At 70.6% G+C, this 20,637-nt stretch carries 24 protein-coding genes; 8 read left to right on the top strand and 16 right to left on the bottom strand.

Annotated features, from left to right (window positions below):
• The first annotated feature begins 56 nt into the window (after window positions 1–56).
• From FHS22_RS15705 to FHS22_RS15685, 5 genes are all read left to right on the top strand, one after another.
• Window positions 57–962: an ABC transporter ATP-binding protein gene (locus FHS22_RS15705; protein ID WP_184942336.1), complete on the top strand. Its 906-nt coding sequence runs from the start codon at window positions 57–59 to the stop codon at window positions 960–962.
• Window positions 955–1,917, top strand: coding sequence for an ABC transporter permease (locus tag FHS22_RS15700; RefSeq protein ID WP_260407970.1), 963 nt, complete (start codon window positions 955–957; stop codon window positions 1,915–1,917). Before FHS22_RS15705 ends, FHS22_RS15700 begins: the two co-directional genes overlap by 8 nt.
• Window positions 1,914–2,828, top strand: coding sequence for an ABC transporter ATP-binding protein (locus FHS22_RS15695; RefSeq protein ID WP_184942334.1), 915 nt, complete (start codon window positions 1,914–1,916; stop codon window positions 2,826–2,828). Before FHS22_RS15700 ends, FHS22_RS15695 begins: the two co-directional genes overlap by 4 nt.
• Window positions 2,829–2,830: 2 nt before the next feature.
• A complete protein-coding gene (locus tag FHS22_RS15690; protein ID WP_184942332.1) occupies window positions 2,831–3,547 on the top strand; it encodes an ABC transporter permease subunit in 717 nt (238 codons plus the stop codon).
• 72 nt (window positions 3,548–3,619) lie between these two features.
• A complete protein-coding gene (locus tag FHS22_RS15685; RefSeq protein WP_184942330.1) occupies window positions 3,620–4,048 on the top strand; it encodes a PAS domain S-box protein in 429 nt (142 codons plus the stop codon).
• A gap of 226 nt (window positions 4,049–4,274) precedes the next feature.
• Here the strand turns inward: FHS22_RS15685 and glmM are convergent, their stop codons facing one another.
• From glmM to rplM, 3 genes are all read right to left on the bottom strand, one after another.
• Window positions 4,275–5,642, bottom strand: coding sequence for a phosphoglucosamine mutase (gene glmM / locus FHS22_RS15680; protein WP_184942328.1), 1,368 nt, complete (start codon window positions 5,640–5,642; stop codon window positions 4,275–4,277).
• A gap of 1 nt (window position 5,643) precedes the next feature.
• Window positions 5,644–6,165, bottom strand: coding sequence for a 30S ribosomal protein S9 (gene rpsI / locus FHS22_RS15675; RefSeq protein WP_184942327.1), 522 nt, complete (start codon window positions 6,163–6,165; stop codon window positions 5,644–5,646).
• Between the two features lie 70 nt (window positions 6,166–6,235).
• Window positions 6,236–6,679 (bottom strand): 50S ribosomal protein L13, encoded by a 444-nt coding sequence (rplM, locus tag FHS22_RS15670; RefSeq protein ID WP_184942326.1) that lies wholly within the window; start codon window positions 6,677–6,679, stop codon window positions 6,236–6,238.
• 424 nt (window positions 6,680–7,103) lie between these two features.
• On the opposite strand from rplM, the gene FHS22_RS15665 reads away from it, so the two are divergent.
• From FHS22_RS15665 to FHS22_RS15655, 3 genes are all read left to right on the top strand, one after another.
• Window positions 7,104–7,829 (top strand): CAP domain-containing protein, encoded by a 726-nt coding sequence (locus FHS22_RS15665; protein ID WP_184942325.1) that lies wholly within the window; start codon window positions 7,104–7,106, stop codon window positions 7,827–7,829.
• Window positions 7,830–7,864: 35 nt separating this feature from the next.
• Window positions 7,865–8,920 carry a hypothetical protein gene (locus FHS22_RS15660; protein WP_184942324.1) on the top strand — a complete coding sequence of 352 codons (1,056 nt, stop codon included), beginning with the start codon at window positions 7,865–7,867 and terminating at the stop codon, window positions 8,918–8,920.
• Window positions 8,921–9,023: 103 nt separating this feature from the next.
• On the top strand, window positions 9,024–11,105 hold the full coding sequence (locus tag FHS22_RS15655) for a hypothetical protein (protein WP_184942323.1): 2,082 nt from the start codon (window positions 9,024–9,026) through the stop codon (window positions 11,103–11,105).
• Here FHS22_RS15655 and FHS22_RS15650 read toward each other — a convergent pair.
• From FHS22_RS15650 to secY, 13 genes are all read right to left on the bottom strand, one after another.
• Window positions 11,095–12,183 carry a tRNA pseudouridine synthase A gene (locus FHS22_RS15650; protein WP_184942322.1) on the bottom strand — a complete coding sequence of 363 codons (1,089 nt, stop codon included), beginning with the start codon at window positions 12,181–12,183 and terminating at the stop codon, window positions 11,095–11,097. The two genes, FHS22_RS15655 and FHS22_RS15650, sit on opposite strands and share 11 nt — an antisense overlap.
• 79 nt (window positions 12,184–12,262) lie before the next feature.
• Entirely contained in the window at window positions 12,263–12,799 is a 537-nt protein-coding gene (rplQ, locus tag FHS22_RS15645; RefSeq protein WP_184942320.1) for a 50S ribosomal protein L17, read from the bottom strand.
• A gap of 144 nt (window positions 12,800–12,943) precedes the next feature.
• Window positions 12,944–13,957: a DNA-directed RNA polymerase subunit alpha gene (locus FHS22_RS15640; protein ID WP_184942318.1), complete on the bottom strand. Its 1,014-nt coding sequence runs from the start codon at window positions 13,955–13,957 to the stop codon at window positions 12,944–12,946.
• Window positions 13,958–14,058: 101 nt separating this feature from the next.
• Complete coding sequence (gene rpsD / locus FHS22_RS15635; protein ID WP_184942317.1) at window positions 14,059–14,685, bottom strand: 30S ribosomal protein S4; 627 nt, start codon at window positions 14,683–14,685, stop codon at window positions 14,059–14,061.
• A 20-nt stretch (window positions 14,686–14,705) separates the two neighbouring features.
• Window positions 14,706–15,110 (bottom strand): 30S ribosomal protein S11, encoded by a 405-nt coding sequence (gene rpsK, locus FHS22_RS15630; protein ID WP_020542285.1) that lies wholly within the window; start codon window positions 15,108–15,110, stop codon window positions 14,706–14,708.
• Between the two features lie 48 nt (window positions 15,111–15,158).
• The gene (gene rpsM, locus FHS22_RS15625) at window positions 15,159–15,539 is read right to left on the bottom strand and encodes a 30S ribosomal protein S13 (protein WP_184942315.1); all 381 of its coding nucleotides are present in this window, start codon (window positions 15,537–15,539) and stop codon (window positions 15,159–15,161) included.
• A 265-nt stretch (window positions 15,540–15,804) separates the two neighbouring features.
• A complete protein-coding gene (rpmJ, locus tag FHS22_RS15620) occupies window positions 15,805–15,918 on the bottom strand; it encodes a 50S ribosomal protein L36 (protein ID WP_003956441.1) in 114 nt (37 codons plus the stop codon).
• A 24-nt stretch (window positions 15,919–15,942) separates the two neighbouring features.
• Entirely contained in the window at window positions 15,943–16,164 is a 222-nt protein-coding gene (gene infA / locus FHS22_RS15615; protein ID WP_012887858.1) for a translation initiation factor IF-1, read from the bottom strand.
• A 324-nt stretch (window positions 16,165–16,488) separates the two neighbouring features.
• A complete protein-coding gene (locus tag FHS22_RS15610) occupies window positions 16,489–16,959 on the bottom strand; it encodes a hypothetical protein (protein WP_184942313.1) in 471 nt (156 codons plus the stop codon).
• Window positions 16,960–17,069: 110 nt separating this feature from the next.
• Window positions 17,070–17,507 carry a DUF1707 SHOCT-like domain-containing protein gene (locus FHS22_RS15605; RefSeq protein WP_184942311.1) on the bottom strand — a complete coding sequence of 146 codons (438 nt, stop codon included), beginning with the start codon at window positions 17,505–17,507 and terminating at the stop codon, window positions 17,070–17,072.
• A gap of 32 nt (window positions 17,508–17,539) precedes the next feature.
• The gene (map, locus tag FHS22_RS15600) at window positions 17,540–18,367 is read right to left on the bottom strand and encodes a type I methionyl aminopeptidase (RefSeq protein WP_184942310.1); all 828 of its coding nucleotides are present in this window, start codon (window positions 18,365–18,367) and stop codon (window positions 17,540–17,542) included.
• Between the two features lie 129 nt (window positions 18,368–18,496).
• Window positions 18,497–19,147 carry an adenylate kinase gene (locus tag FHS22_RS15595; RefSeq protein WP_184942308.1) on the bottom strand — a complete coding sequence of 217 codons (651 nt, stop codon included), beginning with the start codon at window positions 19,145–19,147 and terminating at the stop codon, window positions 18,497–18,499.
• Window positions 19,147–20,463, bottom strand: coding sequence for a preprotein translocase subunit SecY (secY, locus tag FHS22_RS15590; protein ID WP_184942306.1), 1,317 nt, complete (start codon window positions 20,461–20,463; stop codon window positions 19,147–19,149). Before secY ends, FHS22_RS15595 begins: the two co-directional genes overlap by 1 nt.
• Between the last annotated feature and the right edge of the window lie 174 nt (window positions 20,464–20,637).

Genomic DNA, 20,637 nt, shown 5'->3' with positions numbered 1-20,637 from the left:
GGTGAGTCGTTCGTATGACCGAGGCGATCACGGCCTCCGGTCGATAGCCTCCGATCATGACTATCCTCGCCACCGAGGGGCTCACCAGGAGCTTCCCCCGGGTGACGGCCCTCGACCGGCTCACCGTCACCGTGGGCCCGGGCGTGACCGGCCTGGTCGGCGCCAACGGCGCGGGCAAGTCCACGCTGATCAAGATCCTGCTGGGCCTGCTGCCCCCCTCCGCCGGGAGCGCGCAGGTGCTCGGCATGGACGTGACGGTCCAGGGCGCCGAGATCCGCCGGGTCGTCGGCTACATGCCCGAGCACGACTGCCTCCCGCCCGACCTGTCCGCCACCGAGTTCACCGTGCACATGGCCCGCATGTCCGGCCTGCCGCGCACCGCCGCCCGCGAGCGCGCCGCCGACGTGCTGCGCCACGTGGGCCTGTACGAGGAGCGCTACCGCCCGATGGGCGGCTACTCCACCGGCATGAAGCAGCGGGTCAAGCTGGCCCAGGCGCTGGTGCACGACCCCCGGCTGGTCTTCCTGGACGAGCCCACCAACGGCCTCGACCCGCAGGGCCGCGACGAGATGCTGGCGCTGATCCGCCGGATCGGCGCCGAGTTCGGGATCAGCGTGCTGGTCACCTCCCATCTCCTCGGCGAGCTGGAGCGCATCTGCGACCACGTCATCGTGATCGACGGCGGCCGGCTGCTGCGCTCCTCGGCCATCGGCGAGTTCACCCAGACCACCCAGAGCGTGACGGTCGAGGTCGAGGAGGGCCAGGAGCTGCTGGCCGCCCGCCTGGCCGAACTGGGCGAGACCGTCACCGCCGCCGGGCGTGCGCTCCTGCTGCAGGTGCGCGCCCCGGAGACCTACGACGTCCTGCGCGACGCCGTCTGCGACCTCGACCTCTGCCTCGTCCGGGTCGAGCAGGGCCGCCAGCGCATCGAGGACGTCTTCAAGGAGCCCGCCGATGTCTGACCGTTCCCCCGTCCCGAACGCGCCGGAGGGCGGCTCGCCGCCCGCAGGCCCCTCCGCCCCGGGCCTGCCTCCGGGCCCCGCCGCCCCCGTGGGCGTCATCCACGACATCGGCTACCGGCACTACGACGGGGCCCGGCTCGGCCGCGGCCACGCGACCGCGGCGCTGACCGTGCACAGCCTGCGCGGGATCTTCGGGCTCGGCCGCCCGGCCCGCGCGAAGATCATCCCCTTCGGGCTCTTCGGGATCATGATGCTCCCGGCCGTGGTCTCCATCGCGATCATGGCTCTGGCCCAGCAGCGGGGGATGGCCTATCCCGGGTACGCGGTCGCCCTGCAGCCGATCATCGCGATCTTCCTCGCCTCGCAGTCGCCGTACGCCGTCGCGCCGGACCTGCGCTTCCGGGTGCTCCCGCTCTACCTGTCGCGTCCGGTGACGCTCTGGGACTACGTGGGGGCGAAACTCGCGGCGATGACCGCCGCGCTCTTCCTGCTGCTGGCCGTACCGCTGACCGTGCTGTTCGTCGGCGAGCTCCTCATCGACATGCCCGGGGCGCCGCTCACCTCCGACTACCTGGCGAGCATGGCCGGGGCGGTCGCGTACGCGGTGCTGCTGGCCGCGCTGGGGGTGGCGATCGCCTCCTTCACTCCCCGGCGCGGGCTGGGCGTGGCCTCGATCATCGCGCTCTACCTGCTCTCCTCGGGTGTCTCGACCGTCCTGGCCGCGGTGATGGAGTCGGTCAACGACTACACCGCCGCCGGCTGGGCCTGGCTGGTCAACCCGTTCTTCCTGGTGGACGCGGCCGTCCAGGTGGGGATCTTCGGCACGGAGCCCGCCGCGCCCGGCGCCTACCCGGGCGGGATCGGCGTGGCGGCCGCCATCGCGGCCGTGCTCGGGCTGACCGTGCTCTCGGTGGCCGCCCTGATCATGCGTTACCGGAAGGCGGCCTCGCGATGAACCTCGAACTGGCCCAGGTCTCCCGCTGGTACGGGAACGTGGTGGCCGTCAACGACGTCACCATGACCATCGGTCCCGGCGTCACCGGCCTGCTCGGCCCCAACGGCGCGGGCAAGTCGACTCTGCTGCACATGATGGCCGGGTTCCTCGCCCCCTCCGGCGGGACCGTCACCCTCGACGGCACCCGGATCTGGCGCAACCACGAGATCTACCGCTCGATCGGCCTGGTCCCCGAGCGCGAGGCCGTCTACGGCTTCCTCACCGGCCGGCAGTTCGTGCTCTCCAGCGCACTCCTGCACAAGCTGCCCGACGCCGAGGACGCCGCCCGCAAGGCGCTGGCCACGGTCGAGATGGAGGGCGCGGCCGACCGCAGGATCGAGACCTACTCCAAGGGCATGCGCCAGCGGGTGAAGGTCGCCGCCGCGCTGGTGCACGACCCGCAGGTGCTCCTGCTGGACGAGCCGTTCAACGGCATGGACCCGCGCCAGCGCATGCACCTGATGGACCTGATCCGGTCCATGGGGACGGCGGGCAAGACCATCCTGTTCAGCTCGCACATCCTGGAGGAGGTCGAGCGCGTCGCCCAGCAGATCGAGGTCCTGGTCGCCGGCCGGCACGCCGCCTCCGGCGACTTCCGCGAGATCCGCCGCCGGATGACCGACCGGCCGCACCTGTTCCGGGTGCGCTCCAGCGACGACCGCCGGCTGGCCTCGGCCCTGATCGCCGACGCCTCCGCCGGGGCGGTCTCCCTCACCGAGGCGGGGCTGGAGGTGCGGGCGGTGGACTTCCGGCGCTTCACCTGGCTGCTCCCCCGCCTGGCCAGGGACGCCGGAGTCCGGGTCCTGCAGATCTCCCCGGCCGACGAAGACCTGGAGAGCGTCTTCTCCTACCTGATCAACAGGAGCCGCTGACCATGAACGGTGTCATCGCCGGAATCTCCTACCGGGCGCTGCTCGGGCGCCGCCGGATCTGGCTGCTCGTCCTGCTCCCGGCGGTACTGCTCGCCCTGGCCGTGCTGCTGCGCACGGTCGGCGCCGACGGCGAGCGGGCCACGGTCGAACTGCTGAAGACCTTCGCCATCGGCATCATGCTGCCGCTGCTCGGCCTGATCGCGGGGACCGGCGTGATCGCCCCCGAGATCGACGACGGGACGATCGTCCACCTGCTGTCCAAGCCGATCCCCCGCCCGGTGATCGCGCAGACCAAGTTCCTGGTCGCCGCCTCGGTCGTGGCCGTCTTCGCCGCCGTGCCGACCTTCCTCGCGGCCTACCTGCTGGTCGGCCTGGAGTCCGGGGTCGCCGCCGGCTTCACCCTGGGCGCGCTCATCGGCGGCGTGGCGTACGCGGCGCTGTTCATGCTGCTGGGCGTGGTCACCCGGCACGCGGTCACCATCGGCATCGCCTACGCGGTGATCTGGGAGGGCCTGGTCGGCAACCTCGTCCCCGGCGCCCGCCGGTTCTCCGTCCAGCAGTGGGCCCAGACCGTGGCCGACCAGATCTCGACCTCGTCCTTCCTGACGACCGAGATCGGCCTGGGCTTCGCCGCGACCGCGCTGGCGGTCGTGACCGCCGGCGGGGTCGTCTGGGCCGGGCAGCGCCTGCGGAGCTTCTCCCTCACCGGCGACGAGTGACCTCCCGCGGCCACCCGGCAGGAGCGGGAACGCCTCTGGCCGGATCCCGGCCGATGGCCTACCGTTCAAGCGGTGAAGGGCCCTTACCAGGTCTACTTCGAACGCGCCCGGGTGCCGATCGTCTCCGTTGACGGGCTGGGCCGGATAAGGGAGAGCAATCCGGCCTTCCACGCGGCGCTCGGCCGGAGCGCCGCCGAACTGCGCGGCCACCCGGCCGAGGAACTGCTCGCCCCCGGCGAGCGGGAGGCGCAGTGGCCCCACTGGCGCCTGCTCGCGACCGGGCGGCTGGACGCCTACCGCGCGTGGACGCGGCTGGTCAGCGGGGACGGGACCGTCATCGTCGCCCGGGTGAGCGCCTCGGTCGAGCCCCGCCGCAACGGGCTGCCCTGGCGGGCGGTGGCCGTGCTGGACGAGGTCGCCCCGAGGCCCCGGCGCTGGGCCGGCTGCAGAGCGAGGTGCTGCGCCTGGTGGCGGCCGGGGCGTCCGCCGGGGTCGCCGTGATCAGGAGCAGGGCCGCGAGGGTGACGCACAACCTGGACAACCATGTGCGCATGACACTTCACCAGACTTTCGTGCGGGGGATGTCACACCGATTTTGGAAACACTGGTTCCCTCACGGCAACAGACCCGCGCGCAAGATGAGGCGAATGCCAAAGACGGAGCCGCGCCGGAAAACCGGAAAGCCCCGGTTCCGGGTCCTCTCGGAACCGGAACCGGGGCCGACGGGTCAGACGCAGGCGGTACGGACGACGTCCGCCAGGCGGTCGGCCAGCTGCTGGGCCTGCTCCGCCGAGGCGGCCTCGACCATGACGCGGATCATCGGCTCGGTGCCGCTCGGCCGGATCAGCACCCGGCCGCTCTCGCCGAGCTCGGCCTCGGCCGCCGCGACGGCCTCGGCGAGCTCGGGCACCGAGGCCTTCGCCCGGTCCACGCCCTTGACGTTGACCAGGACCTGCGGGAGCCGGGTCATCACCGCGGCCAGCTCCGCCAGCGGCCGGCCCTCGCGGGCCACGACCGACAGCAGGTGCAGCGAGGTCAGCAGGCCGTCGCCGGTGGTCGCGTGGTCGAGCATCAGGACGTGCCCCGACTGCTCGCCGCCGAAGTTGTAGCCGCCCGCCCGCATGGCCTCCAGGACGTAGCGGTCCCCGACGGCGGTCTCGATCACGTCGATCCCGGCGTTCTTCAGCGCCAGCTTGAAGCCCAGGTTGGACATGACCGTCGCGACGACGGTCTCTCCGGCGAGCCTCCCGTCGGCGCGCATGGCCATGGCCAGCACGGCCATGATCTGGTCGCCGTCGATCACCTCGCCGGTGTGCGCGACCGCCAGGCAGCGGTCGGCGTCCCCGTCGTAGGCGATCCCGACGTCGGCGCCGCGGGAGACCACGATCTGCTGGAGCTTGTCCAGGTGCGTGGAGCCGACCCCGGCGTTGATGTTCAGGCCGTCCGGGCGCGCGCCGATGGTCTCGACCTTCGCGCCGGCCCGCATCAGCGCCTCGGGCGCCACGATGTGGGCGGCGCCGTGCGCGCAGTCGACGACGACGTTGAGGCCGTCGAGCCGGCCGGACATGGTGGACAGGAGATGGGAGACGTAGCGGTCGGCCTCGCCGTACGCGTCGCGCACGCGGCCGACCGCACCGCCGACCGGGCGGTCCCACTTCTCGCCGAGCCGCTGCTCGATCTCGTTCTCCACCGCGTCGGGCAGCTTGTAGCCGTCCCGGTTGAGGAACTTGATCCCGTTGTCCGGGGCGGGGTTGTGGGAGGCGGAGAGCATCACGCCCATGTCGGCTCCGAGAGCCGTGGTCAGGTAAGCGACCGCCGGGGTGGGCAGCACGCCGAGCCGGAGAACGTCCATGCCGGACGACGCCAGGCCGGCGACCACCGCGGCCTCCAGGAATTCTCCTGAAGCCCGGGGGTCCCGGCCTACGACTGCGATCGGGCGGTGCGGCGCGGAGCCGGACCGCCCGTCGTCGGCAGTGAACGCCCCGGCATCGCCGAGGACATGAGCCGCGGCCACGGACAGGTCCATGGCGAGCTCGGCCGTGAGGTCGCGACCAGCGACCCCACGTACCCCGTCGGTGCCGAAGAGGCGCCCCAACTTAACGCTTGCTGTACTGCGGAGCCTTACGGGCCTTCTTGAGGCCGTACTTCTTGCGCTCGGTGGCGCGGGCGTCACGGGTCAGGAAGCCGGCCTTCTTCAGCGGCGGGCGGTTGACCTCGACGTCCAGGATCGCCAGGGCGCGGGACAGGCCCATGCGCAGCGCACCGGCCTGGCCGGTGACGCCGCCGCCGTCGATGCGGGCGATGACGTCGAACTGGTCCTCGGCGCCGAGCGTCACGAAGGGCTCGTTGACGATCTGCTGGTGGACCTTGTTCGGGAAGTAGACGTCAAGCGGGCGACCGTTGATCGTCCACTTGCCGGTGCCCGGCACGATGCGCACGCGGGCGACGGCCTCCTTGCGGCGGCCGGTGCCGTACGAGTTGCCCAGGGTGATGGGCTTGCGCACGGCCTCGCCGCCGACGGCGGAGGACTCGCTGGTGTACTCGGAGGGGAACTCCTCCGCGTTGTAGTCGTCCAGCTCGCCCTCAATGGGCGTCTCGACACCGGTGGGCTCAGCCACGGTTCTCCTCAAACTTTCCTACTCGGCGCCGGCCGTCGGCCGACGCTGCCGGCGACAGCGGCTTGTGCGACTACTGGGCGATCTGGGTGATCTCGAAGGGCACCGGCTGCTGCGCCTGGTGCGGGTGCTCGGAACCGGAGTAGACCTTGAGCTTCTTGATCATCTTCCGGCCGAGGGCGTTCTTCGGCAGCATGCCCTTCACCGCCTTCTCGACGGCGCGGTCGGGACGCTTGTCCATGAGCTCGGCGTAGGTCACGGAACGCAGACCGCCCGGGTAGCCCGAGTGGCGGTAAGCCTTCTTCTGCTCGAGCTTGTTGCCGGTCAGTGCGATCTTGTCGGCGTTGATGATGATGACGAAGTCACCGGTGTCGACGTGGTTCGCGAAGATCGGCTTGTGCTTACCGCGAAGCAGCGTCGCGACGTGGCTGGCCAGCCGGCCGAGCACGATGTCGGTGGCGTCGATGACATACCACTGACGCTCGACTTCAGCAGGCTTGGGTGTGTACGTGCGCACGGTCGTATGCCTTCTTTGCTCGCGTCTTCGGGACTGCCGGGAGCGGCAGCGGCTTGGTCGGTAGGTGCGGGCACACGACAGCCCGGACCTCCCGTCTCCCTAGTCGAAGGAGATGACGCCGGACGCGCCGCGCATCGGTCTTGCGATGAGAGACCGACTCGCACACAACGAAGTAGCAGGATACAGGCCGCAAAGAGAGCGGGTCAAAACACGCGACTCCCCGCCTGTGTCCCCCGCCAGTGTACCGGCGGGCGGGGAGTGGCCGGGGATCGGAGCGCCGGTGCCGGGTATGCGGCTCCCCAGCGAACGGTTACATCTCGTTCTCCGCATTCCCTTCTTCAACTATCTCAACGTCTCTATCTTTGATAGCGGTATGTGGCAGTCCCCTTACCTCAGGCTTACCCAGCGTGCCCGATTGCGCCGTATGGGGATATTCGCCTGCCTGGCGGCGGTGCTGATGCTCGGGTTCGTCATCGGCAGGGAGAGCCGCGGCGAGGAGGTCGCCGACCAGGTCTACCTGAACGACGCCCAGGCGGCGCCCTCGCCGACCAGGGAGGTGCGGGCGGACCGGGCCACCGGCCGGCGGGTCACCGCCCGGCGGGCCCCGCTGGGCCGGGTCTCCCGGCCCACCGCGGTCCCCGAGGGGGACGACCGGCTCACCCCGCGCGCCTCCAGCAGCCCCCGCAACGCGATCGACGGTTCCGCCGGGGAGGACGACGGCTCCCGCTACGTCATCCGCGGCCAGCAGGAGGAGACCGGCGAGCCGCCGCTGAGCGCGCTGGAGAGCGAGGTCGTCCGGCTCACCGACGCCGCCCGCAGGAAGGCCGGATGCGCCCCGTTCAAGGTCGACGCCCGGCTGGTCCGGTCGGCCCGGGTCCACTCGGCCGAGATGGCCTCCAGCGGCCTGTTCACGCACGACTCCCCGGGCGGGGCCTCCCCCTGGGACCGGATGGAGGACGCCGGGTACTACGACGGGGGCGCGGAGAACATCGGCAGGGGCTCCACCTCCGCCGAGGAGGCGGTGCGGAGCTGGATGGCGAGCAGCAGGCACCGGGGCAACATCCTCAACTGCGCGCTCACCGCCACGGGCGTCGGGGTCGCGTACGGCCCCGGCGGGCCCTGGTGGACTCAGGATTTCGGGTATTCGTGAGCGGATCGGCCTCGATACGGAGCTAGTCTCAGCGCATGGGTTTTCCTGGGGATTCGCCGCGCCGCCCGCCGTACGGCCGGCCCGACGCGCCGCAGCCGCCGCCCGGCCGGGGTGACGCGCAGGGCGAGAACTGGTTCGCCTCGCCCGCCCACGGCCAGGGCCGGCAGCCCGCGCCGTACGGCCGGGGCCCGGGGTCCCCGCCGTACGGCCAGGGCGCGGAGCCGCAGGCGCGCCGCCCGGACACGGAGCCGCAGGCGCACCACTCGGACACGGAGCCGCAGGCGCGCCGCCCGGACGCGGAACCGCCGACCGGGCCGCGGTCCGCCGGGCGGCCGAAGCGGGAGGCGTGGAGCCCCTACGAGGAGGGGATGCGCTCCTTCCTGCCCACCTTCGTGGCGATCGGCGTGGTCGTGGTGCTGGTCGCCGCGGGCATCGGCCTGGCCCTGTTCGTCGGCTCGGGGGACGCCTCCCCGGCCACCGCCGGTTCCCCCTCCCCGACGGCGACGGGCCCCGTGTTCCCCGTCAAGCCCGGCGGCGAGTTCGGGTTCGCCGAGTCCCGCGCCACCGACCCGCACGCCCTGACCCTCGGCGAACTGTTCGGGGGCAGGAAGGTTCGGGGCGGGAGCCAGACCTACCAGCTGACCGCGCGCAGGGCCGACAAGAAGTGCAAGGACGCCGTGGTCGGCGCCGGGCTGCAGAAGGCTCTCACCGCGGGCAAGTGCACCCAGCTCATGCGCGCCAGCTTCCGGGACGCCTCAGGGAAGATCATCGGCACCGTGGGGGTGGCCAACCTGAAAACCTCCTCCGCCGCCGCCAAGGTCGTCAAGGCCGTCAGCGGCAAGAAGCTGGAGGAGTACCTCAAGGTGCTGCCCGGCAAGGACTCCGCCACCAAGTTCCTCGGCAAGGGGGAGGCGTTCGCCGGCGGCTGGCGGCACGGGCACTACGCCGTCCTGGTCTGGTTCCAGTACAAGGACGGCCACCTGCCGACCAAGAGCGAGGCCAAGAAGCTCAACACGGCCGCGTTCGGGGTCGCCGACGCGACCGTCACGCCCGCTCTGGAGTCCCGCTCGCTGACCGGCAAGCGTCCCTGACGAAGATTTTTTCGTGCGTTTTCCTCCGTAAAACCGGCGGGCGATACGGCCAGGAACGCCCATACCCGCATGGCGATCTTCAGCGGTCGCTACTCTTCCGTGTATGCGTGGCCAGGAAACCGGGTCCGAGTCCGAGCACGAAACCGACGGTTCGGCCGCACCGGCGACGCCGCCGCCGAGCTTCGGGCGGCCTTCGCCGTCCGTGCCGCAGACCGACCCCGCAGCCGACGAGCAGCCCCACCTCCCTCCGGCATGGCCGGAGCCGAAGCCTCCGCTGGCGGACCAGCCCTGGACGGTTCCCGTCGACGACGGGACGCCCTACGACTGGCTGGCCGACCCCGAGCCCGGCGGCGCCCCGCCGGTCCCGGGCGACCTCGCGCCCTCCCCTCCCGGTGCCGCGGCCGGACCGCCCGACGGGCCGTGGGTGAGCCACCCGCTGGGCGACGGGCCTCCGGCGCCCGTCCCGCTGGACAACCCGCCGCTGCCCGGCGCGCCGGTCTCACCGGGGACGCCCTCGTGGCAGCCGCCGCCGGCGTTCACCGCCGCGGCCGCGGGCATGCACGTGTGGCCGTCCCCCGCCTCGGGCGTCCCGGGCGACCCGCCGTGGCCCGCGGCCACGGGCGAACCGGTGGGGGAGACCTCCTGGCCGGACCTGGAGGACCGCGCCCGCCCCGGCGAGCCCGGTGACGTGCCCGTCTGGCCGCCGGACCTCCTCGCGGAGGAACCCGGCGACGACACGGTCAAGGTCCGCGTCCCCGCCCCCGATCACCGGGAGCCGGCCCCGCCGCCGCCCTCCGGGCCCGACCCCGCCCCGTGGACCGGCCTGCCCCCGCAGGAGACCGGCCCGGTCGCGCAGGAGAGCGGCCCGGTCGCGCAGGCCGCGGAGCCCGCGCCCGGTGCGCCGTCCTCCGCCGCGGCTCCGCAGCCCGACGGCCCGGTCTCCGGTGAGCGGCCCGTTCCCGATGCGGCGCCGCACGACGCGCCGCCCGCTTCCGGCGCGGTGACGTCCGCGACCCCCGCCGAGCCGTGGCCCGCACCTCCCGCCGAGCCGTGGTCCGCGACCCCCGTGGAGTCGTGGTCCGCACCTCCCGCGCCTCCCGCGCCTCCCCGGGAGACCGCCCCCGCCGTGCCGCCGGCCGCGGGGCCGGACCCGTCCGCGCCCTTCCACGGGCCGGGTGCGGCCGACCACCCGACCCCGCCGGGCGGCATCCCCGTGGTCTCCCCCTCGGCTCTGATCCCTCCCGCCGCGCCGGGCGACCGGGCGGCCGGCCCGTTCCCGCCGGCCGTCCCCGGCGGTCACCGGTCCGCCCCGCTCCCGTCCGCGGGCGCCCGCCCTCCGGCCGCGTTCCCCGGCGGCCCGCCGGTCCCCCCGGCCGGTGAGCCGGTCAGGGAGCGCGGGCCGTTCCAGCCGGTCTCGGCTCTCGACGCCGGGCCCACCGCACCGGCCAAGCCCTCCCCCGCCTCTCCCGCCCGGAACCGGGGCAGGACCGCGCTGATCGCGGCCGCCGTGGCGATCGTGGTGGGCGGCATCGGCGTCGGCGCCTTCCTCGCCTACCCGTCGGCCGACTCCGGACCGGCGCCCGGCGCGGCCGTCACCTCGGTCCCCGAACCCACCGAGAGCCCGGTGGACGAGCCCGAGGAACCCGCTCTGGCCGACACCGCGATGCTCGACTCCGAGCTGACCGACCCGGGCAGGATGACCGTGGCCGACGCCTTCAGCAAGAAGGTGACCATCGGCGGGACCAGGTTCACCCGGGTCAAGACCCACCTCACCCAGGAGTGCGACAAGGCCGCGGCGGGCGCGTTCGCCACCGCGCTGCGCACCGGCGACTGCCGCCGCGTGCTGCGGGCCACCTACGTGGACAGCAAGAAGCGGTACGCCGTGACCACGGGCGTGGCCGTGCTGCCCACCCGCGAGTCGGCCGTCACGGCCGACCAGGCCAAGAACCTGGAGAAGAACCTGTGGTTCCGCGGGCTGCCCGGTACCGCCGGCACCGGGGCCGAGCGGGTGCACATCGCGGGCGGCTACGCGGCGGGGCTGGTGTGGGGCCGCTACATCGTGTTCAGCTACGCGACCTTCGCCGACGGGCACACCCCGACCGCCAAGGAGAAGGGCCTCGGCAAGGTGAGCGGCGCGTTCCGCGACCAGACCGCCAAGGCCGTCGAGCGCCGCGTCACCGGATGACACCGTCGGCGGCACCGGCGGCACCGGCGGCACCGGCGGCACCGGCGGCACCGGCGGCACCGGCGGCACCGGCGGCACCGGCGGCACCGGCGGCACCGAGCGTACGCACCCGGCGGGTCGCCGCGGCCCGCCGGGCCAGCTCCGCGGCCTCGGGATAGCGCACCTCCTCCAGGCAGAGCCCGTGCGCGGGTGCGACGTGCACCCCGGAGTCCCGTACGGCCCGCGCCAGCACCTGCCCGGGCCACTCCACCGGCAGCCGGCCCTCCCCCACCGCGAGCAGCGAGCCCACCAGCGCCCGCACCATCGAGTGGCAGAACGCGTCGGCGACCACGGTCGCGACGAGCAGGCCGCCGTCCTCCCGGATCCAGTCGAGCCGCTGCAGCTCGCGGATGGTCGTGGCACCTTCCCGCTTCTTGCAGAAGGCCGCGAAGTCGTGCTCCCCGAGCAGGTGCGCCGCGGCCGCGTTGAGCCGGCCCAGGTCGAGCGGGCGGGCGTACCAGACGACCTCGCGGCGGCGGAGCGGGTCCACGCCCCCGGGGGCGTCGCAGACCCGGTAGGCGTACCGCCTGGACGTCGCGGAGAAGCGGGCGTCGAAGCCCTCAGGAGCCACCGTGACGCGATGAACCCTCACATCGAGGTCGAGGATGCCGGCCAGCCTCCTGCGGAGCACAGAGAGCCGCTCAGCGATGTCGCCCAGCGGCTCCGGTCCGGATGCGGCGGGACCGTCCAGCGGCTCCGCCCCCGGTGCCGCGCCTCCGGCCGGTCTCCCGGGTCCCGGCGCCGCGGCCTCCGGTCCTCCCTGCCCGGCGCGGCCGGGCTGCGCGGGCGCGCCCGTCCTGCGGCGGCTCTCCAGCACCGCCAGCGCCTCGGGCTCCACGTCCACGTGGGCCACCTGCCCGCGGGCGTGCACCCCGGCGTCGGTCCGGCCGGCCACGGTCAGCGCGGGCGGCTCGGGAAGCCGCAGGACCTTGCCGAGCGCCTCCTCGATCTCCCCCTGCACCGTCCGCCTGCCGGGCTGCCGGGCCCAGCCGGAGAAGTCGGTGCCGTCGTAGGCGAGATCCAGGCGCAGCCGTACCACGATGTTCCTCCCGGAGAACGGGAACGGGCCCGGCGCCCCTCACGCGGGGATGCCGGACCCGTTCACCTTGCCTGAGAGATCAGGCGTTGTCCTTCTTGTCCTCGGTCTCCTCGGCGGGAGCCTCGGTGGCCTCGGCGGTCTCCTCGGCCGGAGCCTCGGTGACCTCCTCGGTCGTCTCCTCGACGGCCTCGGCCGCGGCGGGAGCCGGAGCCGGAGCGGCCTCGGCGACCGGGGTCTTGGCGACGCGGACCTGGTTCAGCGGCTCGGACACCAGCTCGATGACGGCCATGGGGGCGGCGTCGCCCTTGCGGACGCCGACCTTGGTGATCCGGGTGTAGCCACCGGGGCGCTCGGCGAAGGTCGGCGCGATCTCGGTGAAGAGGTGGTGGACGACGCTCTTGTCGCGGACGACCGTCAGCACCTGGCGACGGTTGTGCATGTCGCCCTTCTTCGCCTTCGTGATCAGCTTCTCCGCCAGCGGGCGCAGGCGCTTGGCCTTCGCCTCGGTGGTCTTGATCCGGCCGTGCTGGAAGAGCTGGGTGGCGAGGTTCGCCAGGATCAGCTTCTCGTGGGCCGGGCTGCCGCCGAGACGGGCACCCTTGGTGGGCCTGGGCATTTCGTTCTCCTTGAGAGTCAACCCGCCCCGGCCGTGTCAGGTACCGGGGTCGGGCCGTGGGAACCGCGAGCGGTTCCCACGTGGCGAACAGTCCCGAAGGGGCGGCGCCCTCCGGGAGGTCGCGGGGGCTGAGCCCCCGCAGAGTCAGTACTGCTCGGTCTCGACGTACGCGCTGTCGTCGTCGTCGTAGCTGCCGGCCACCGCGGTCGGGTCGAACCCGGGCGGGGAGTCCTTGAGCGCGAGCGTCATCTCGTGCAGCTTCTGCTTGACCTCCTCGATGGACTTCGCACCGAAGTTGCGGATGTCCAGCAGGTCCTGCTCACTGCGGGCGACGAGCTCACCCACGGTGTGGATGCCCTCGCGCTTGAGGCAGTTGTAGGAGCGGACCGTGAGGTTCAGCTCCTCGATCGGCAGCGCCAGGTCCGCGGCGAGGGCCGCGTCCGTCGGCGACGGGCCGATGTCGATGCCCTCGGCCTCGACGTTCAGCTCGCGGGCGAGACCGAACAGCTCGACCAGGGTCTTGCCGGCGGAGGCCACCGCGTCGCGGGGCTTCATCGACGGCTTGGTCTCGACGTCCAGGATCAGGCGGTCGAAGTCGGTGCGCTGCTCGACACGGGTCGCCTCGACCTTGTAGGTGACCTTGAGCACCGGGGAGTAGATGGAGTCGATCGGGATCCGGCCGATCTCCTGGCCCGGCTGCTTGTTCTGCGCGGCGGAGACGTAGCCGCGACCGCGCTCGACGGTCAGCTCCATCTCCAGCTTCGCCTTGCCGTTCAGCGTGGCGATGCGCAGCTCGGGGTTGTGCACCTCGACCCCGGCCGGGGGCGCGATGTCGGCGGCGGTGACGTCACCGGGGCCCTGCTTGCGCAGGTACATGACCACGGGCTCGTCGTGCTCGGAGGAGACGACCAGGTCCTTGAGGTTCAGGATGATGTCGGTGACATCCTCCTTGACGCCCGGCACGGTCGAGAACTCGTGCAGCACGCCCTCGATGCGGATGCTGGTCACCGCCGCGCCCGGGATGGACGACAGCAGCGTGCGCCGCAGCGAGTTGCCGATGGTGTAACCGAAGCCCGGCTCCAGCGGCTCGATGATGAACCGGGAGCGGATGTCCCCGAGGTTCTCCTCGAGGAGGGTCGGGCGCTGAGCGATCAGCATGTGGGTTCTCCCCTTGACGCGCGGCGCCCGCTATTTGACGCCGCTCGATAACAACAGCATAGGTGCCGTACGGCCAGGCCGTACGGCACCTACGGGAGCCGCTACTTGGAGTAGAGCTCGACGATCAGCTGCTCCTGGACCTGCGTGTCGATCTGCTGACGGACCGGCAGCTGGTGGACCAGGATGCGCATGGAGTCCGGAGCGACGCCCAGCCAGGCCGGGAACGTCTTGTCCCCGGAGGTCGCGCGCGCCACCTCGTAGGGCAGCAGGTTGCGCGAGCGCTCGCGGACCTCGACGATGTCGTGCTCGCGGACGCGGTACGACGGGATGTCGACCTTCTTGCCGTTCACCAGGATGTGGCCGTGGCGCACCTGCTGGCGGGCGGCGTCGCGGGACTCGGCGAAACCGGCGCGGTAGACCACGTTGTCGAGACGGCTCTCCAGGATCTGGAGGAGGTTCTCGCCGGTCTTGCCGCCCTTGCGGTTGGCTTCCTCGTAGTAGTTGCGGAACTGCTTCTCGAGGACGCCGTAGATGCGGCGGGTCTTCTGCTTCTCACGAAGCTGGAGCTGGTACTCAGACTCCTTCGGACGGCCGCGGCCGTGCTCACCCGGCGGGTAAGGACGGATCTCGATGGGGCACTTCGCGGACTCGCACTTCTTGCCCTTGAGGAAAAGCTTGACCTTCTCCCGGCGGCAGAGCTTGCAGTCCGCACCCGTGTAACGAGCCATTTCTCTCTATCTCCTGGAGCTCAGACGCGGCGGCGCTTGGGCGGGCGGCAGCCGTTGTGCGGCACGGGGGTGACGTCCTGGATGGAGCCCACCTCGAGACCGGTCGCCTGCAGCGAACGGATCGCGGTCTCACGGCCGGAGCCGGGGCCCTTGACGAAGACGTCGACCTTGCGCATGCCGTGCTCCATGGCGCGGCGGGCGGCGTTCTCGGCGGCCATCTGCGCGGCGAACGGGGTGGACTTGCGGGAGCCCTTGAACCCGACGTGGCCGGCGCTGGCCCAGGAGATCACGTTCCCGTTCGGGTCGGTGATCGAAACGATCGTGTTGTTGAACGTGCTCTTGATGTGGGCGTGCCCGTGAGCGACGTTCTTCTTTTCCTTGCGGCGCACCTTCTTCGGGGCACCCTGGCGGCTCTTAGGAGGCATGTTTTGCCTTCACTCCTGAGGTCTTCGGTCCTGCGGCTGCGCGGACTACTACTTCTTGCCGGGCTTCTTCTTGCCGGCCACGGTCTTCTTCTTGCCCTTGCGGGTGCGCGCGTTGGTCTGCGTGCGCTGACCGTGCACGGGGAGGCCTCGGCGGTGCCGGATGCCCTGGTAGCACTGAATCTCGATCTTGCGGCGGATGTCGGCCTGGACCTCGCGGCGGAGGTCACCCTCGATCTTGAAGTTGGCCTCGATGTAGTCACGCAGCGGCACGAGCTCTTCGTCCGTGAGCTGGTGGACCCGGAGGTCACCGCTGATGCCGGTGGCCTTCAGGGTCTCGAGGGCGCGGGTGCGGCCGATTCCGAAAATGTAGGTGAGAGCGATCTCCAGCCGCTTGTCGCGGGGGAGGTCGACGCCAACCAGGCGAGCCATGGTCGGGCATTCTCCTTCGTTGTGGCGGAGGTCCTACGCTTCACCGCCCCTCCCCAATGCCCGGGGTGAGGGCCCCGGCCTCCGACCGGGGGTCTCCTGCGGGGTACGGCCCTGTCGGACCGCCTGCGCAGGTGTGAAACGCGATTACCGTTCGACCGGCCGGATCCGCCGCTCCGTGCGGAGACGGGCGGTTTCCCCTTCCGGTGGCCTCACATGGAACGAGCCCGCCTCGTGGAGCGGACTCTTGCAAGACCTGTCTCTGCGACTAACCCTGGCGCTGCTTGTGGCGCAGGTTGTCGCAGATCACCATGACGCGACCGTGCCGGCGGATCACCTTGCACTTGTCGCAGATCTTCTTGACGCTCGGCTTGACCTTCATAGTCCTTATTCGTCCCTCAGACGCTTACTTGTATCGGTAGACGATCCGCCCACGACTGAGGTCGTAGGGGCTCAGCTCCACGACGACCCGGTCGTCGGGGAGGATGCGGATGTAGTGCATGCGCATCCGCCCGCTGATGTGGGCCAGGACCTTATGGCCGTTGTCGAGCTGCACCCGGAACATCGCGTTCGGGAGCGACTCAACCACAGTGCCCTCGATCTCGATGGCGCCGTCTTTCTTGGCCATGTCCCTCGCGTTTCACTGATCGGTCGTCTGAGGCTTCGGAACACTAAGCAGCCGCGACCACGCGCTTCGATGAGAGCGGCGGTAGCGACACCGCCGACGCGCAATGGTCATAGTGAACCGAAAAAGGAGTGTACGGCACCGGGCGAGGAAATGCGAAACAGACGGCCGGTGCCTCGACACAACCGCTAACCAGCATACCCCCTGTGCAGGGTGAACGTGCGAAGAGCCCGCCGGTGACCAGGTCACCGGCGGGCTCGGCGAAGTCGGCTTCCCCCTAGATCGTCCCCCCGGACCGGGCTTCCCCCCTGGCCGGGTCGGGCCGACTCAGAAGGCGTCGCCCCAGCTGCCGCAGTCGTCGAAGCGGTTGTCGCCCTCGCAGACGCGGATCTTGAAGTCGTCGAAGCCGTTGCTGCCCTTGAAGCCGCCGAACTTGTGGAAGTGCTTGCCACCGAAGGTCTTGTAGTACTTGGTGTGGTGGCCGAACCGGTCGTGCCACTTGAACCAGACGTAGCTGTACTCGCGGTCGCGGTCGCGGTCGGACAGGTCGCCGAAGAACCAGTAGCGGCCGTCGTCCTTGTACCAGTAGCCCTTGAAGTAGGAGCGCTTGCCGAAGCTCTCGCCGCCGCCGAACTTCGAGTAGTAGGGGCCGAAGAAGTGCTTCTTCGGCCCCTGCTCGGAAGCGGAGGCGGCGGTGGCGGTGCCCGCGGTCGCGGCCTGCGCCGGAGCGGCGGCCAGACCGGCGGCCAGGGAGCCGGCCAGAACGGTGCCGACGAGAAGAGTGCGGATCTTGCTCATTTCTTTCTTCCTCCTGTGAGGGGTCCTCGCTGTTCGGACACCGCTTACGTTAGGAAGATTCGATCCGCCTTTCTGCGGAGGAATGCACACTCGACACCGAGCGTGCACTATTACGGCTTTCCGTCCTTGCTCAGCTTCATGATGACGGTGCCGACCAGCAGGAGCGCCCCCCAGGGGCCCATCACCCACAGCGGCCAGGGGTAGGGGAAGTCGAGGTCGTTCGCCGCGCCGATGATGAACCAGATGACCCAGTTGACCCCGCCGGCTATCGCCCAGGGCGCCCACATGGCGGCCAGCGGGCTCAGGTCCTCGCCCTCCCGCCGCTTGGGCGTGCGCGCCGCGGGCTCCGGCAGCTTGCGCAGGTCGACACCGGGAAGGTCGGAGGTGAGGACGGCGAGCTCGCCGTACGTCTTGCTCGCGTACAACTGCTCCAGCCGCTCGTCGAACTCCTCGACGGTGAGGCGGCCCTGCGCGTAGTGCTCCCGCAGCGCCGAGGCGACCCTGTCCCTGTCGTCGTCCGAGGCCCGCATCTTGGGGTCAGCCGCCATCGTCACCACATCCGCTCACCGCGGCGGGCCGCTCACACCCGGCCCGCGTCGTCTCCCAACAGGTCGGCAAGCCGCTCTTTCCCCCCGTCCAGGGCGGTCAGTACCCAAGGACCATTATGTGTCACGGCGACGCTGTGCTCGAAGTGCGCCGAGGCCTTGCCGTCGATCGTGACGACCGTCCAGTCGTCGGCCAGCACCTTGGTGCGGTCGGTGCCCAGGTTGACCATCGGCTCGACCGCGAAGCACATGCCCGGCTCGAACTTCGGGCCCTTTCCCGGCCTGCCGTGGTTGGCCACCCACGGGTCCATGTGCATCTCGGTGCCGATCCCGTGCCCGCCGTACTCCTTGGGGATGCCGTAGCGGCCCTGGGAGCGGACGTACCGCTCCACCTCGTAGCCGATGTCGGACAGGTGGCGGCCCACCGTCAGCGCGGCGATCCCGCGCCACATGGCCTCCTCGGTGACCCGCATCAGCTCGGTGAGCTCGGGGGCCACCTCGCCGACCGGTACCGTGATCGCCGAGTCTCCGTGCCAGCCGTCCAGGATCGCGCCGCAGTCGATGGAGATGACGTCGCCCTCCTGGAGCACCCGCTTGCCGCCCGGGATGCCGTGGACGACCTCGTCGTTGACGGAGGCGCAGATCGTCGCGGGGAAGCCCTGGTAGCCCTTGAAGGAGGGGATCGCGCCCTCGTCCCGGATGGCCTTCTCCGCGATCGCGTCGAGGTCCAGCGGCGTCAGGCCGGGCCGTACGCTCTCCCTGAGCAACTGCAGCGTCCGGCCGACCACCAGGCCCGCGGCCCGCATCTTCTCCAGTTGCTCGGGCGTCTTGATCTGGATCCCGTGCTTGTTCTTCTTGAACACGTGTACACCCCCGGGGTGATTAAACGGGCAAGTCGGGAGCTCAATTCCCCCGATTGTGCCCTAGGAGCTCTCCTAACGACAGCACGCCACCCACGGGCGACCCGTGGATGGCGTGCCGGATGAGAATCGCTAGTCCGCGTGGGGCGCCAGGGCCTCCATCGCGCGCCGGGTGACCTCTTCCACCGGGCCCGCCGCGTCCACCCCGACCAGGAGCTCCTCCTCGGCGTAGTACGACACGAGCGGAGCGGTCTGCTCCTGGTAGACCTCCAGCCGGCGCCGGACGGTCTCCTCCTTGTCGTCGTCACGCTGGTAGAGGCTGCCGCCGCAGGCGTCGCAGATGTCGTCCTTCTTGTCGTCGAAGTCGACGTGCCAGATACGGCCGCACTGGCTGCAGGTACGGCGGCCGGCCAGCCGGCGGACGACCTCGTCCTCGTCGACCACGAGCTCCAGCACGATGTCCAGCGCGACGCCGAACTCGGCGAGCATCTTCTTCAGGATCTCGGCCTGGGGCACGTTCCTGGGGAAGCCGTCGAGCAGGAAACCCTCCTGCGCGTCGTCCTCCGAGAGGCGGTCGCGGACCATCGCGATGGTGACCTCGTCGGGCACGAGGTCACCGCGGTCCATGTATTCCTTGGCAAGCTTGCCGAGCTCCGTGCCGCCCGAGACGTTGGCACGGAAGATGTCACCTGTCGAGATCTTCGGGATGGACAGGTTCGATGCGATGAACTGGGCCTGCGTCCCCTTACCCGCTCCGGGGGGCCCCACCAGGACGAGACGCACTACTTCAGGAAACCTTCGTAGTTGCGCTGCTGGAGCTGGCTCTCGATCTGCTTCACGGTGTCAAGACCGACACCCACCATGATCAGAATGCTCGTGCCTCCGAACGGGAAGTTCTGGCTCGCCCCGACGAGCGCCAGCGCGACGATCGGCACCATGGAGATCAGGCCCAGATAGAGCGATCCGGGAGCCGTGAGCCGCGAGAGCACGTAGCTGAGGTACTCGGCCGTGGGGCGCCCCGGGCGGATGCCCGGGATGAAACCACCGTACTTCTTCATGTTGTCGGCGACTTCAACGGGGTTGAAGGTGATGGACACGTAGAAGTAGGTGAAGAAGACGATCAGCAGGAAGAACGTGATCATGTAGGCGGGGGTGTCGCCCGTCACCAGGTTCTGGTTGATCCACTGGATGACCGCGTTCGGCTCTTCCTGGGTGTTGCTGAACAGGCTCGTGACCAGCTGCGGGAGGTAGAGCAGCGAGGAGGCGAAGATGACCGGGATGATGCCGGCCTGGTTCACCTTCAGCGGGATGTAGGTCGAGGTCCCGCCGTACATGCGGCGGCCGACCATGCGCTTGGCGTACTGCACCGGGATCCGGCGCTGGGCCTGCTCGACCATGACGACCAGGGCGATCATCGCGATGCCGACCGCCATGACGACGGCGAAGACGAAGGCGCCCTTCTGCTGGCCGATGCGGAGCAGCTCGGCCGGGAAGACCGCGATGACCTGGGCGAAGATCAGGATCGACATGCCGTTGCCGACGCCGCGGTCGGTGACGAGCTCGCCCAGCCACATGATGACGCCGGTGCCGGCGGTCATCACCAGCACCATCGTGATGATGCCGAAGACGTCGTCCTTGTCCAGCAGGATCTCCTGCTGGCAGCCGGGGAAGAGCTGCCCGCTGCGCGCGAGGGCGATGAAGGCGGTCGACTGGAGGATCGCCAGGCCGATCGTCAGGTAGCGCGTGTACTGCGTGATCTTGCTCTGGCCGGCCTGGCCCTCCTTCTTGAGGGCTTCCAGGCGGGGAATGACCACGACCAGCAGTTGCAGGATGATGCTCGCGGTGATGTACGGCATGATGCCGAGCGCGAACACCGACAGCTTCAGCAGTGCCCCACCGCTGAAGAGCTGCACCATGCCATAGATGTTGTTCGCATCGCCTGCCTGCGCCTCTTTCAGGCACAGGGCGATGTTCTCAGTGTGAACACCCGGAGTCGGAAGAACCGAGCCGAGACGGAACAGCGCGATGATGCCCAGTGTGAAGAGCAGCTTCTTACGCAGGTCCGGCGTACGGAACGCTCGGGTAAACGCGGTCAGCACGGTCCCTCCTGCGCGCCTGAAAGGCGAGGTCGGTCAGCGATGGTGCGGGGGTGGTCCATCTTTGCTATCTCAAGTCAACGAGCCCGTGTAAACGAGTTGACACTCATGTCCAGCGAACTCTAACGCACTACGGGCGCGGGGGCCCATTGCGAGCCCCCGCGCCTCGTTTCATGC

The sequence above is a fragment of the Thiemannella venezuelensis genome (assembly GCF_014203605.1).
Taxonomy (GTDB): Bacteria; Actinomycetota; Actinomycetes; order Streptosporangiales; family Streptosporangiaceae; genus Planomonospora_A; species Planomonospora_A venezuelensis.
The sequence above is the reverse complement of the archived record's forward strand: the minus strand, read 5'-3'. Positions and strand labels throughout refer to the sequence as shown.